At 33.9% G+C, this 14,604-nt stretch carries 10 protein-coding genes; 5 read left to right on the top strand and 5 right to left on the bottom strand.

Annotated elements, in window-relative coordinates:
• Positions 1–150 precede the first annotated feature (150 nt).
• Positions 151–1,410: a DNA (cytosine-5-)-methyltransferase gene (dcm, locus tag NSQ92_RS04715; RefSeq protein ID WP_328283141.1), complete on the bottom strand. Its 1,260-nt coding sequence runs from the start codon at positions 1,408–1,410 to the stop codon at positions 151–153.
• 176 nt (positions 1,411–1,586) lie between these two features.
• Here dcm and NSQ92_RS04710 point away from each other — a divergent pair, with 176 nt between their 5' ends.
• Positions 1,587–2,969, top strand: coding sequence for a Sau3AI family type II restriction endonuclease (locus NSQ92_RS04710; protein ID WP_341152417.1), 1,383 nt, complete (start codon positions 1,587–1,589; stop codon positions 2,967–2,969).
• Between the two features lie 55 nt (positions 2,970–3,024).
• Here NSQ92_RS04710 and NSQ92_RS04705 read toward each other — a convergent pair whose 3' ends face one another.
• Entirely contained in the window at positions 3,025–4,152 is a 1,128-nt protein-coding gene (locus NSQ92_RS04705) for a hypothetical protein (RefSeq protein ID WP_341152416.1), read from the bottom strand.
• 278 nt (positions 4,153–4,430) lie between these two features.
• Between NSQ92_RS04705 and aiiA the strand changes: the two genes are divergently transcribed.
• Positions 4,431–5,186, top strand: a complete 756-nt coding sequence (gene aiiA / locus NSQ92_RS04700; protein ID WP_341152415.1) for a quorum-quenching N-acyl homoserine lactonase AiiA — start codon at positions 4,431–4,433, stop codon at positions 5,184–5,186.
• 386 nt (positions 5,187–5,572) lie between these two features.
• Here aiiA and ggt read toward each other — a convergent pair whose 3' ends face one another.
• From ggt to gdhA, 3 genes are all read right to left on the bottom strand, one after another.
• Entirely contained in the window at positions 5,573–7,153 is a 1,581-nt protein-coding gene (gene ggt, locus NSQ92_RS04695) for a gamma-glutamyltransferase (protein ID WP_341132305.1), read from the bottom strand.
• Positions 7,150–8,382, bottom strand: coding sequence for an MFS transporter (locus NSQ92_RS04690; RefSeq protein WP_047941442.1), 1,233 nt, complete (start codon positions 8,380–8,382; stop codon positions 7,150–7,152). The genes ggt and NSQ92_RS04690 overlap by 4 nt, the downstream gene beginning before the upstream one ends.
• A 350-nt stretch (positions 8,383–8,732) precedes the next feature.
• The gene (gdhA, locus tag NSQ92_RS04685; RefSeq protein WP_061800233.1) at positions 8,733–10,115 is read right to left on the bottom strand and encodes an NADP-specific glutamate dehydrogenase; all 1,383 of its coding nucleotides are present in this window, start codon (positions 10,113–10,115) and stop codon (positions 8,733–8,735) included.
• 147 nt (positions 10,116–10,262) lie between these two features.
• On the opposite strand from gdhA, the gene NSQ92_RS04680 reads away from it, so the two are divergent.
• The 3 genes from NSQ92_RS04680 to NSQ92_RS04670 all read left to right on the top strand — a co-directional run bounded on the left by NSQ92_RS04680 (position 10,263) and on the right by NSQ92_RS04670 (position 14,592).
• A complete protein-coding gene (locus NSQ92_RS04680) occupies positions 10,263–11,174 on the top strand; it encodes a LysR family transcriptional regulator (RefSeq protein WP_016204111.1) in 912 nt (303 codons plus the stop codon).
• Positions 11,175–11,632: 458 nt separating this feature from the next.
• On the top strand, positions 11,633–13,384 hold the full coding sequence (locus NSQ92_RS04675; RefSeq protein WP_341152414.1) for a cache domain-containing sensor histidine kinase: 1,752 nt from the start codon (positions 11,633–11,635) through the stop codon (positions 13,382–13,384).
• A 50-nt stretch (positions 13,385–13,434) separates the two neighbouring features.
• Positions 13,435–14,592 (top strand): response regulator transcription factor, encoded by a 1,158-nt coding sequence (locus NSQ92_RS04670; protein WP_061800237.1) that lies wholly within the window; start codon positions 13,435–13,437, stop codon positions 14,590–14,592.
• The last annotated feature ends 12 nt before the right edge of the window (positions 14,593–14,604 follow it).

The raw sequence follows: 14,604 nt of genomic DNA, 5'->3' as shown, positions 1-14,604 counted from the left end.
ACTTTTTCCAAAAAACCACAATTTATCAATCTGGTCAATTACTAATTATATAAACTGAAATCTAGACTCCCTAATTTTTTATGTTTCAGTTTTGGATATTTACCAAAATTAAGACTACCACAATCAAATATGGTAGCCTGAAAAATTGTATCAATTAAAAAAACTTAATTGTTCCATTTCTTTAAAATTAAATTCATTATCTGGTTCCGTACTATTAATTTCAGAAATTCGCTTACCCATTCTTTCAATAAGACCTACAACTAAAGCATTCCCCATACAAAAATATCGCATTCTCTCAGACATACCTTCAGTCCAATTATCCGGGAATCCATTTAGTCTTTCACACTCAACTGGCGTTAGAATTCTTAATCTCTTTGTTGCAGGATCTTCCACCACATGACTACTTCTATTCACAGTTCCTTCGCTAGTCAGCATAGTACGCCCTGGTTTATCTAGGGGGTCTGGAAAAGCCATGCCACCTTCAGAAAATATATATTTATGACCACTAGCAGCAGTTCTCTCAATCTTTTTAGGACCTTTTAAGTATTTAAACTTCTCTATTGCTGCTTCTTTCAAATAATATTTTTCGTTAACATTAGATTGTAGAATATCTCCTAATGTCTTTGCCTTTTCCTCTCTAGGCAAAGTTTCTTCTGTGTAGACTATGCCATTTCTCATAATACCTGCATTTAAATAATTCATCGAGAATTCATCCGAAACTTCAAGTATATCTTCTGGTAATTCTCTTAATTGGGCAACATGTTTAGATGATGATTCTTCTTTAATAGGAAATGGTTTTGCAAAAAAACCTTCTTTATGCAATATTTCTACATCAGTGATTTTTTCCCTGCTTCTTATATATTCAGAGTCGTTTCTAATTGCAAAAATAAACACTCTACGTCTTCGTTGGGCTTGACCATACTCTGCAGCATTAATAACTCTCCATTCTACAGAATAATTTAAATCTCGAAAACTTGCTAACATTATCGAAAAATCTCTTCCACGCTGTTTTGAAGGGGATTTTAATAAGCGATCCACATTTTCAAGTAATACATATTTAGGTCTTAATTCTTTTAAAAGTCGAACTATCTCCCAAAATAAAACTCCCTTTTTCCCTCGAATCCCTTGTTCACCAGATAAACTTCTTGCAACAGAATAATCCTGACAAGGAAATCCACCTACAAGTAGTTGGGCGTTTAAGTATTTCAAACTATATTCATCCACAGTTGCTATATCGTTATTGGAGTGTATTCCATGGTCCATAAATTGTCTTTGATAACAATTAAATGCATCTTGAACCTTCTTTGATGGCTCCCATTGATTCCCCCACACTACTTCAAAATTTCTCGTTGCTTCAAGACCTAACCGAAAACCACCTACGCCTGCAAACAACTCTAAAACCTTAATCATTTATCGAACATCCTTTCGGTACAAAGTATACCAAAGATATAGTAATATATAGTAATAAAATTACATTTGTGTGTGTCATTGTTAATTATATACTAATAAGATTATCTCTTATTCTATCACATTTTAAGAACAAACGCTCTGCTAATACATTAAAAATTTAATTAAAGGGAGATATTATGTTATATAAAACTGATAACGAGTTACTTAATAAAGCACGGGAAGCAGAAGGTAAAACATTTGGACAAATTGATATTTATAATAGATTGTCTAATCGTAAATCAAAAGGAAGTTTAGGTCAAGTTATCGAAGAAAGCTTTTTTGGTTATAAAATAAATTCAGATGCTAGACCAGATTTTGAAGAATTGGGAGTCGAGTTAAAAGTAACTCCAATTAAAACAAACAAAAATGGTAGCTTATCAGCAAAAGAGAGGCTTGTTTTAAATATAATAAACTATATGGAAGAAGTTAAAACTACTTTTAAAACTTCAAGCTTTTGGGAGAAAAACCAAAAGTTATTATTAATGTTTTATGAGTGGACACCAGATAAAGAACGAGATGATTATTATATAAATAAGAGTATTCTTTATTCTTATCCAGATGCCGATTTAGAAATTATAAAAAATGATTGGGAAACAATTCTTAACAAAATTAAACAAGGAAAGGCTCATGAACTTTCCGAAGGAGATACCATATATTTAGGGGCATGTACGAAAGGAAGTAATAAAAATTCACTTAGACCTCAACCATTTTCTGAAATACCAGCAATGCAAAGGGCTTATTCCTTAAAGCAGTCATATATGACAGCTTTAGTGAGACAACATATTAAACAAGAGAATCTAGTGAATTTCGCTAAAGCAACTGATTTACAGAACAAAAGTTTTCATGACTTATTAAATGAAAAGTTTTCGCCGTATATTGGATTAACTGATGATGAAATATCTAGAGAGCTAAATATAAAATATAATAAGGGATCTAAAAGTTTTATCCCTCAAATTATAAGTGCGTTATTAGGAATTAAAGGTACAAAACTAGATAATATAGCAGAATTTGCAAAGGCAAATATTCAATTTAAAACAGTTCGATTGGAACCAAATGGTATCCCAAAAGAATCCATGTCATTTGAAAATATTGATTTTAATCAATGGAAAAACGAAACATGGGAAGGAAGCTATATACGTAATCGTTTTTATGAAACAAAATTTCTTTTCATTATATTTGAATATAATGAGCTTAAAAAAGATAATCCAAATAGAAAATTATTCTTAAAAGGAATCAAACTTTGGAACATGCCAGAAGAAACTATAGAGTCTAAAATAAAAGAATTATGGATTGAAGTAAATAAACTATTGAATAGTGGTTTAAAGATCGAATACGTAAAACGCGGAAAAAAATTGGTTGAGACCAATAATTTCCCAAAAAGTTCTTTTAATGGTGTCACTCATATTCGTCCAAAGGGTAGAGATGGAAACGATAAAGTTCAATTACCTAATGGACAAATAATCACGAAACAATGCTATTGGTTAAATAATACATATGTTTCAGAAATCATTAAAGATTAATAGCATTAAAGGTAGTAAAGCCTATAGATTCAACTTATACTATAGGCTTTACTTTTTATACTTCTTCAAAAACTAGATTGCTTGTATTATTGTCATATTTATATTTGATTAATCTTACATTTCTCCATTCTGCAGATTCTGTAGGCCGTCTTCCCTTAATATAATTTCGTTTGCAAATATTCTCTTTCTCCTTAATTACATCCTCTGGAAAATCATATGCCACAAGAAAAGCCTCAATCATTGAATAATCTCCATGGGAGTATTCTTGATTAATCCAATCAACATATTTCATCAATTGATTAATTGCTTCTTTATTCGCACTATCTCTCTTAATCTCGATTAACAAGTACTTAGAAATAGTATCAAAACCAGCAATGTTTCTATAACCAAATATATCCATTTTATCCATATAATCAATAGGTTTAAACGGTGAAGCAATTACTTGGTGCGAAATAAAATCCCACTTTCCAAAAACACTATCTTTTTTATTAGTAATAATGTCAGCAATATGAGCTTCAATTGCCATTTCATGCTTTATGTAATCTTCTCTTGAGGAGTATTTTAAAATATTCTCAGATGTTAAATAATATTTTTCAGACAATTTATGTTTGATACTATTTTGTAAAGATTCACTAAATAAAAACCTCCCTTTCTTTATGTTTAAAAACTCTTCATTTCTCTTCAATATAATATCCCTTAGAGCTTTATTTTCTTCATCAGCAATTTTAATAAACGACAATTTCCAGAAGGCCCTTAAAATTCTAAATTTATCAGGATTAGAGGCTAGCACATCATCCATATCAATTCCTTTTTCGAAAAAGTAGGGATGTGGGTAGAACGAACAAATAAATCTATTATTAATTGATTCATTTGTTTCATCTAATAACAAACTATCTTTAATATATCCGTAAATTGGCATTTTAGGAATATCTGCCTCAGGATAATTTAGAAATTTACAATTGTCATTAATATTCTTAAGTATACCAATTCCATATATTTTTCTTTTAATAAAAAAATATACATTATCCCCTTCTTTCATCGTTAGATAATCTGTTAAAGTTCCTTCATGATGAGGTAACCAACGACTATTCTTTGGTTCTGTCAAATTAGTACTATAAACACCATTATTAATAATTTTTTTAAGAGACTCCATATTATTCAAACTAAACACATATCCTGCCATATTATCACCTTTTTTTGTTTTTCATGGTGTTACTATCTATTCGCATACATAATCCACCTAATATTTTCTTTAAATTTTAATATTAACCACAAACTAAATCAAATATATTAGAATAAAAACTAAGTACTCCTTTAAATATTACTCTGCTCATTATTTATATATTTTTTTCTAATAAAGATTCAAATACTTGTCACTATAAAAATATCTTTGTCCAAAAAAGAAATCTATGACATACTATAATAAATCTGACTATTAAGAAAATTAAGGAGGAGAAATAGATGATAGAAAGACTTTACTGGTTACCTACAGGAAAGCTAACGCTTGATCATTCGTCATTAAACCAAACATTAGAATCTGGTAAGCTTGTAACCTTACAAATATGGTCCTATCTACTAGAAACAAAGGATGGCCCAATTATTATTGACACAGGAATGCCAGAATCATTTATTGAAAATCCAAGTTATTTTGATGATACGCCTTATGAAGGTTTATTTTTACCAGATATGAGAAAGGAAGATCATATTCTTGCTGTTTTAGATAATATTGGTTATAAACCGAATGACATTCAAGCAATTATTTCTTCTCATCTACATATGGATCATGCAGGTGGAAATCCTCTGTTTCCTAAAACACCCATATTTGTTCAACAAGCAGAACTGGATGTTGCTATTGGAAACGAAAATTATGCTCCACCAGAGTGTACTCAAAATAACTTAAATTATAAGGCTATTCAAGGTGATTATGAACTCATGCCAGGTATTCAACTTCTCTTTACTCCTGGCCATACACCAGGACACCAATCAATTCTGGTTACAACGAAACAATCTGGCCCTATTTTATTAACGATTGATTTAGCGTATACGAGAGAAAACTACGAAGATGATATTCCATTCGCTACATTCGATCAACAACTAGCTAGTGAATCGATTAGAAAAATAAAAAGACTTATGTCTGAAGTACGCCCTACCCACATTTTTTATGGTCATGATTTGAGTCAAGCAACTACACAGAAGACTTACCCTGATTTTTCTTAAAGATAAACAAAGTTTTTTATCAAAAAAAAATAAAAAGAAGGGATGCCGAGATCAAAATGGCATCCTTTCTTTTACCTCCAAAAAAATTTCTTCTCTTATCCTAAAAAAACGCAACAGTAAAATAGCAATTATCTATTTTATATAATAAATAATTAGTTTCGCAAATTTTTTCATCGATCCCTTCATTCTACCCCTTTTCATTTACTTTCATATTCCCACTATTCTCAAATTCAATGGATATATTGTTTATTAAACAACCCTATTTTTTCCAATTTATTAAAGTTTGCTAGACTAGGGCAGATTGGAATGAATGGTATAAACTTTTTTCTATAAAAAAGAGCCAACTTCTAGCAGAAGTTCACTCTTAGTCATAAACTCTTGATTACTTATTTTCCTATGGCAGCTCCATCACTTCTTGGGTCGACACCACCATATAAAAATCCTTGTTCATCGATCAAAATAGCATTTGCATGCCCCATAATTCCGTCAAATGCTTCTACTCGGTTTACGGTATGACCAGCCTTTTGCAGCTTTTCCAAAACATTTGCCGAAATACGGTTTTCTATTTTTAGCTCTTCGGTTTTTTCTCCCCATGTACGCCCCCATACAAACCGTGGCTCACTTATTGCTCTTTGGGGATCAAGTCCATAGTCAAGCATTCTCGTAATCATCAAAGTTTGAGTCTGCGGCTGGCCTTCCCCGCCTTGTGTACCATACAACACATATGGTTTATTCTCTTTAAAAGCCATGGCAGGCATCAAAGTATGGAATGTCCGCTTATTTGGCTCCAATGTATTGACATGATCAGGATCAAGTGAGAAAAATGACCCTCTATTTTGCATAGTAATCCCCGTATCTCCTGCAACCACACCAGAACCAAATTCAAAATATAGACTTTGAATAAAAGAAACAGCATTCCCATCTTTATCCACAACAGCGGCATGGGCTGTATCGCTTCCAACAGGGCGCGAAGTATAATCTGCTGTATATTCTAATGAGATGGAATCCGCCATCTCCTTTGCATACTTTTTGCTTAATAGCTGCTCTAATGGAATGTCATGAAATGTCGGATCTGTCAGATGCTCATTCCGGTCTTGAAAGCTTCGTTTCACTGCTTCTATTATTAGCTGATAATATTCATAGGATTCATACGGAATGGATGAAAAATCGAAATTTTCTAATATATTTAAAATCATGAGTCCCACAAAGCCTTGTGAATTGGGAGGAGCCTGATACATAGTATAAGAGCGATAGGTACTAGCAAGCGGTTCACTCCATTCCCCTTTATGTGCGGCAAAATCTGCTATTGTTAAATAGCTGCCTTTTTTCTGCAAACCAGAAATAATTCTGTTGGCCAGTTCTCCTTTATAAAAATCATCTCTTCCATTCGCTCCTAATTGTTTTAACGTGTTCGCTAAATTCTTTTGCACAAACCGAGAAAATTTTTCTGGAACCTTTCCATCTGGCAGAAAAACAGCCGCAGTTTCTTCTATATTTCTTAAAAGTCCCTCATTTTTCACCGTATTTTCATATTGATCATTAGAAAGAGGAAATCCCTTTTCTGCATATTCAATAGCAGGCTGTAAGACTTCTGCAAGAGTCATGCTTCCATATTCTTTTAAGATAGCATCCCAGCTATCCACCATGCCAGGAACAGTTAGAACACTTTCTATTCCTCGAAAAGGAATGCTCTCTTTTCCCTTAAACATTTCTCTTGTAACAGCCGCTCCTGACTTCCCACTTCCATTATAAGTACGCACTTTCCCTGTCTTTTCCTTATAAGTCAGCCAAAAAGAATCTCCCCCAAGACCAGTCATATGCGGATATACTACAGCTAAGCAAGCACTCACAGCAACAGCAGCATCAAATGCATTGCCTCCCTTTTGGAGAATTTGTTCACCTGCTTGTGAAGCTAAATAATGTGGACTTACAATCATTGATTCTGTGCCTACTATTACTTTATTCAACTTACTATTTCCTCCTTAAGTCCAACATTAATCGCTGCTTTATTGTCTTCTTTCCCTTTATCGCTTGTAAATATAAACAATATGGCACCAATGATTAATAACCCGCCGGCTAGATAAAATCCGAATTCTAGACTGCCAGTTTTATCAGCGAAATACCCCGTAATATATGGCGCAAATATAGAAGAAAGCATCCCGCTAAAGTTAAAGAATCCATAAACTCTTGAATACATAGACTTTGGAGTAATATCTGCCATATATGAAATTAATACTGGATCCAGCGCTAATTTTCCAAGCAAACCATATAAACATAATCCGACAATCAGCAAGGAATAATTGTCTGTATAAGGAATTGCAAATTGACAAATTGCTCCAGCTAATGCCAGCGCGATAATGAGCGGCTTTTTACTTTTAATGCGATCAGACAAGAAGCCAAATAGAATGGCACCTGGAATGGAAGCCCAAGGCACTAAAGAAGAAATAATCCCAGTTTGGGAGGCCTCAATGTCTCTTGCTGTTTGTAAGTAATAAGGAAGCCATGTCAGCATACCGAAAAAACCATATAAGGAACAAAAGATTAAGATATATACAAAAATATGATTTTTAGTGAAAATTTTCTTCATCTCGACTTTTTCATATTCAGATTCTACTTTCCTCTCCTTATGTGAATTGTCACGAACAAATATGCCTATTAAAATAGCAACCAAAACGGTAGGGATTGCAAAAACATAAAACGGAAACTGCCAGCCTTTATTTAATGTGTAGGTAAAATAACTGGAAGACATAAATCCTAACGAAATACCAAAAGCCATTCCACTGTTAATAATGGCTGATACTAAGCCGCGATATTTCTTTGGGGTTATCGTAGAAGAGATACCATACTGTGAACCATAATAAGTACCTTCTCCTAAACCAGTAATTGCTCTCATAATTAAAAACATCGCAAACGTCGTGGAAGCACCACTTAAATAGGTACCAACGCCAAAAACGATAAAGCCAATTACTAACACCTTTACTCGCCCAAATTTATCTGCCAAAAAGCCAGTAGGGATTTGCATAAAAGCATAGGCAGCAAAAAATACTGTAGCCATTAACCCTAGTTCGGTTTGGTTTAAGTTCCATTCTTCTCCAATGCTTCCCATGACTGGTGATAGAATATTACGATCTGCATACATAAATACCCAGCCTAAAAAGAATAAAAAGATAACAAGGATAGGATGTGATTTTTTCATATTGCAATCTCCTTTTCTGAATGTTGGGACAATTGTAACATGAGTAAAATAATAAAATCTGTTTCTTGTCAGAAAGTCTCACACGATTTTTTCAATAAGAAAAAATTTTCAATTAAAACCTTTCGTATTGTTGTAATAATAATAGCAATCAATTCCATAAAGTTCTCCATAGAGACTTATAGGTTTCCAAACGAAAATGAAAACAATAAGTTTATGTGGATTTTCCTCTCTCCTAAAGAACCAACATATAAATCCTTATCCAAGTAGGTTTTTTCAATAAAAAAAGAGAACCAGCAACATACTGATTCTCTCTTCTAAACTCTATAAAATAACATTCTATGTGAAATTTCTTATATAATCCCTTGTTCTATCATAGCATCCGCTACTTTAATGAAACCTGCTATATTAGCACCTGCAACTAGGTTTCCTTTCGCTGCATACTCCTCAGATGCTTGGATACTTTTACTATAAATATTTTTCATAATTGCTTGTAACTTCTTGTCTACCTCTTCTTGCGTCCAAGCTATTCGTGCACTATTTTGTGCCATTTCTAAAGCGGAGACTGCCACCCCGCCTGCATTTGCTGCTTTGGCAGGTGCAAATAATACTTTATGCTCGATAAAGGTATCGACTGCTTCAAGAGTAGAAGGCATATTTGCCCCCTCGCCTATTGCTTTTACTCCATTGGCAATTAATTTTTCAGCTGATTCTTTATTCAGTTCATTTTGTGTTGCACATGGCAGGGCAATATCACATGGAATCGTCCAAATACCTGTGTATCCTTCTTCGTAGATAGCATCAGGATGTCTATTCACATATTCATAGATTCTTTTGTTTTCCACTTCTTTTAATTGTTTCACTGTATCAAGGTTTATTCCATTTGGATCATACACATAACCGCCGGAATCGCTGCAAGCAATCACTTTAGCCCCTAACTGTATCGCTTTCTCCATCGCATAAATCGATACATTTCCCGAACCAGAAACTACTACCGTATTGTCTTCAAAACCTAGTCCCTGACTTTTCAGCATTTCTTCCACAAAGTACACTAAGCCATATCCAGTTGCTTCTTTTCTCCCTAAGCTTCCACCATATCCGATTCCTTTTCCAGTTAAGACACCTGCTTCATAAGCACCTTTTAATCGTTTATATTGTCCAAACATATAGCCAATTTCTCTTGCTCCTACTCCGATATCTCCAGCAGGCACATCGATATCCGGACCGATATGCTTACTAAGTTCAGTCATAAAGCTTTGACAAAAACGCATTATTTCGAAATCAGACTTCCCCTTCGGATCAAAGTCAGAACCGCCCTTTCCGCCGCCTATGGGCTGACCGGTTAATGAGTTTTTAAAGATTTGCTCAAATCCAAGAAATTTAATAATACTGGCATTAACAGAAGAATGAAATCTTAGTCCTCCTTTATATGGTCCAATTGCATTATTAAATTGGACACGATAGCCGCGGTTTACTTTTATATTTCCATTATCGTCTACCCAAGGGACTTTAAAGCTAATTAGTCGATCTGGCTCAAGCATTCTTTCTAATACAGCATGTTTAATATATGTTGGATTTTTTTCAAGTACAGGAACTAAAGAATCGAGGACTTCTTTAACTGCCTGCTGGAACTCCTTTTCGTGAGGATTACGTTCTTTCACTTGATTTATTAATTGATTAATGTAATCTTTCACCGTTTGTGTTTGAAATTCTTCTTTTTTATCCAGCACTTTCATCCTTTTTCAGCCCCTATAATAAATTAATGTTAGAATATTCTCTTTTCTAAAAGTTGTTTTTATTTTATAATTTTATAATTAATAGGTACAATACTAATTTCGGATTGAATTCATGCGTTAAACGCATGAATGGAAAAGAGTGCAGACATGGAAATAAGACAAATACAGTATTTTTTGGAAGCTGCCAAAAGGGAACATATTACAGAAGCTGCCGATGCTTTGCATGTGGCCCAATCCTCTGTAAGTCGACAAATTTTCAATTTAGAAGCAGAATTAGGGGTCGAGCTTTTTATCCGTGAAGGAAGAAGCGTGAAGTTAACACCCCTTGGAAGAGTTTTTTTTGAGCGAATGAAACAAATATGGAGTATGATGGAAGACGCCAAAAGAGAAGTGGAGGAATCCCTTGATCCGGAAAAAGGGACAGTTAGAATTGCCTTTCCTATCAGCATGGCTGCTCATACGCTTCCCTCTATCATCTATTCTTTTCGTACCCGATATCCAGAAGCAAAATTCCATATGAGCAACGCCCTGTATTATGACCTTATCGATGGAGTTATTAATGGAGAATTTAATTTGGCAATGATTGCGCCAATGCCAAACCGAGAAAAGGAGGATAAAATTAACGGTGCTACATTATTTACAGAAAATATTGTTGCCCTACTTCCTCTTCATCATCCATTGAGCAATCAAAAAGAGTTACAGCTAAAAGATTTAAAGAATGATCCCTTCTGTGTCTTACCAGAAGGATTCGTATTCAGGGACCAAGTGGTTAAAGCATGTCATGATGCAGGATTTTCTCCACAGATTGCATTTGAAGGAAAAGACATAGATGCACTGAAAGGATTAGTATCTGCTGGGTTAGGAGTAGCCTTGATGCCAGAAATGACATTGGTGGATAACACACCACGTTCTACTTGCGTCATTCCCCTTTCAGATGTTAATCTGACGAGAACCGTTGGGGTTATTTATCCAAGTCATCGCAAACTACTTCCAACAGAATCACTATTTTACCAATTTCTCTTAGAGACATACGAAAGATTGAATGAGTTTAAAAAGTAAACAGCCAAAAAGGGTGTCAAAGCATATCAGCTGTGACACTCTTTTTACATTAAATCAGCAATTAACATCCCAAAATGCAAACGGAAGATGCTCCTTAGTTATCCAATCTCATAAATGAACATTTAATTTTCCTTATTTTGACTTGAATGTAACGAAATAATAGATAGTATGACAATATTTAATGATAATTACCTAAATTTCGTAATGAAGATATAGTCCCTAGTGCCATCGATTCAATTTTGTTCTTTTTGTTATCGTTTCCACTATCATTAGTAAGCGATGCCATTCAGCGGTTTAATGGATAAAACGCCAAAAATATCTCCTAGCTTTCTTTCCATCTATGTATATTGACTTATTTGTAAAAAAAGATTTAGATTTAAAGAAATGGTTTATTGAGTACTACTAAATTTTTTTAAGGCTAGATAATGATATTAATGGAAAGAAAGGAACTTCTTAATATGAAAAGCATTCAAAGCCGTTTATTTTTTATGCTTCTTGCTTTCATTATCCTGCCCTATTTTTTAACGGTTTTAATTATTTATGGATATACAAAGGATAGTGTCGAACAGCATGAACTGCAAAACAGCAAAGAACAATTAGATAAATTATCCAAAGAACTAGAACAATATTTTAACGATATGATTAACCTTCCCTATATTTTATATAGAAATCCAGACTTTTTTCGGATTTTCACTAATGGCTATGAAGATTCCATTTATTTTAATCCAATTGCTATGGAAGAAAATATTGAAACTTTTTTCCTGATGCGTTCCGAAATCCGCCAAATTCGTTTTTATTTGGATAAGAATAAAGAATCATTCACTATTTATAATGGGATGATCAGCGCAAGAAAACCGCAAAATGATTTTATGAAGTTAGACTCCATGCAAGAGCTGATTCATTCAAATTCACGTTTTTTAATAGAGCCTCCCCATACGATTGGAAACTATAATAATGCCGCGATTATACCTGAATCAGACAAAACAGAGGTTATGACTATCCATCATAAAATACTGGATCCTCTATCCAAAGAATTTCTTGGGGTTATTACAATTGATATGGATCTAGACAAGTATGCACAGATTTGCAGGAATCTATTACAGGATAAAGGTGATTCCATTTATCTTCTTAATGAACATGATATTGTAATGTATACAAATGTTCATTCCCTAATAGGAAAAACAGCAGATGAGAAATTCCTTCATGCCAGCCAGGATAAAAGCAATGATATTATCTTATCTAAAACATTATCAAAACCACTTCATCAGTGGAAAATCGTAAAGGTGACACCTAGTGATAGATTATTTTATGATGCTAGACAAACCGCTTACACCAACATACTGGTTGGGATAGGGGTGGGGGTACTAGGACTATTAATGATCAGCATCCTTGCCTATTATATATCACGTCCTATTAAAGTGCTCAGCCAAAAGGTGCTTTCTATTAAAGGAGGAAATTTAAATATTCCTTTTACCGACAACCGCGAAGACGAAATTGGTCATCTAGAAAAGCATATGAAAGAAATGTTGGAGCGTATAAATCTCCATATTGATCGGGAATACAAATTGGAGATTGAGAATAGAAAAAATCAATTACGAGCACTTAAATCTCAAGTGAATCCTCACTTTCTATTTAATGCTCTTCAATCCATTGGAGCAGTTGCGCTGCAAAATAACTCTCCTAAAATCTATCAGCTTGTAACATCCTTATCAAAAATGATGAGATACTCTATCCGAGCAGATCAGTGGGTTCTAATTCGTGAAGAACTGGATTATATAAAAGCATACTTAACACTGCAACGGGAACGTTTTGGCAGTAAGCTAAACTACTCTATTCAGATAAGTGAAGCAATCCAAGGGATAAAAATCCCTAGTATGATACTCCAACCACTAGTAGAGAACTATTTTAAACATTGCTATGAACAAGGCCATTTTGATTCTTCTTTAAACATAACAGGCGAAATTAAAGAGGATTTTTTATATCTAATTGTTGAAAATGACTACTCAAGTTTATCAGCAGAAGAGCTGGAGACTATAAGGAGTAATATCTATCGTGCTCCTTATGCTGGCGAATTTTCTCACGAGCATATTGGTTTAAAAAATATACATGACCGTCTTCTTCTAAACTACGAATCAAAAGCAGGTTTAGAGATAGCTACAAACGAGAGACAAGGATTTATCGTAAAGCTATATATCCCGATGCAAAATTAAATAGATGGTTCATCATTGCGAACCATTCTTTTCGAGGAGGCTCATTCAATTTGAAAGTTCTTATTATAGACGACGAAATTAATGTACGATATGTTATTCGCTATATTGGTGAATGGAAAAAACACGGAATTACGACCATCTTAGAAGCTAGCAATGGAGAAGAAGCAATAAAAATCATCAAAAAACAAAAACCAGAAATTATCTTTACAGATGTGAAGATGCCGAAAATGGATGGAATAGAAATAATTGAGTGGCTAGATTCCATTTCCTATCCTGGTAAGGTTATTCTGATTACAGGATTTGACGATTATACCTATATGCGAAAAGCAATCCAGTGCAGCAGCTTTGATTATTTATTAAAACCGATTGAAGCTGAATCTTTAAACAATACTCTATCAAAAGCAGTACAATCATGGATAACCGAGAATAAAGATGCAGGTGTTTTAGAAGACGCCAAAAGACTGCGCTTGAATCAATTGGCTACACAAGCCTGTATGGGAGAAGAATTTGACTTAATAGAGCTTGCTTCTAGTCTTCCCGATACAGTTGAGTATGAACTAACGCTTATTTCTTTTTATCAGATGCACCATTCTGAGCCATATATCCAATTACTTGCCGATCAACTTATCGAAAAAGGAATAGGAAATGCTTTTACCCTTCAACATGATCATAGCCTTTGCTTAGTAATTACCACTAGCCAACAATGGCTGTCTGTTGAAGAATGGATTATTCAGCAATTCGATATCCCTATCCGAATCGTAAATGGAATGTCCCTTCTATCGTTAGGAAAAATCCATGAGTCTTATCAATCGATGCAAAAGGCAGTGGAAGAACAAAATTACCGGACGATTCACCGTTTAAATGATATAGACGATGCCAAGCGAATGCAGGATATTGTTTCATATGTGGATACTTATTATATGGAAGAATTAAGTTTAGAAAAACTTTCTAATCGTTTTTTCTTAAGTCGCGAGCATATCTCTAGAAAATTCAAACAGCAAACAGGCATGCCTTTATCCAAATATATTATGAAACTGAGAATCGAGAGAGCTAAATACTTGCTTCGGGAAAAAGATGAAAACATTTATGCAATTGCTTTATTACTCGGTTATCAAGATGAAAAGTACTTTTCAAAATTATTTAAAAAAATGGTTGGCTTAACGCCATTTGAATACAGAAACTGTCAAAAAACGTTGGACGCAAAGTAGATACCACCATCA

It is taken from the genome of Niallia sp. FSL M8-0099 (genome assembly GCF_038006945.1).
In the GTDB taxonomy this organism is placed as follows: domain Bacteria; phylum Bacillota; class Bacilli; order Bacillales; family Cytobacillaceae; genus Niallia; species Niallia circulans.
The sequence above is the reverse complement of the archived record's forward strand: the minus strand, read 5'-3'. Positions and strand labels throughout refer to the sequence as shown.

What these genes read in the sequence shown, in the direction of transcription:
- NSQ92_RS04690 (WP_047941442.1), bottom strand. Translation starts at nt 8,382, where the DNA reads ATGAAAAAATCACATCCTATCCTTGTTATCTTTTTATTCTTTTTAGGC.
- dcm (WP_328283141.1), bottom strand. Translation starts at nt 1,410, where the DNA reads ATGATTAAGGTTTTAGAGTTGTTTGCAGGCGTAGGTGGTTTTCGGTTA.
- NSQ92_RS04705 (WP_341152416.1), bottom strand. Translation starts at nt 4,152, where the DNA reads ATGGCAGGATATGTGTTTAGTTTGAATAATATGGAGTCTCTTAAAAAA.
- gdhA (WP_061800233.1), bottom strand. Translation starts at nt 10,115, where the DNA reads ATGAAAGTGCTGGATAAAAAAGAAGAATTTCAAACACAAACGGTGAAA.
- NSQ92_RS04710 (WP_341152417.1), top strand. Translation starts at nt 1,587, where the DNA reads ATGTTATATAAAACTGATAACGAGTTACTTAATAAAGCACGGGAAGCA.
- NSQ92_RS04675 (WP_341152414.1), top strand. Translation starts at nt 11,633, where the DNA reads ATGAAAAGCATTCAAAGCCGTTTATTTTTTATGCTTCTTGCTTTCATT.
- aiiA (WP_341152415.1), top strand. Translation starts at nt 4,431, where the DNA reads ATGATAGAAAGACTTTACTGGTTACCTACAGGAAAGCTAACGCTTGAT.
- NSQ92_RS04680 (WP_016204111.1), top strand. Translation starts at nt 10,263, where the DNA reads ATGGAAATAAGACAAATACAGTATTTTTTGGAAGCTGCCAAAAGGGAA.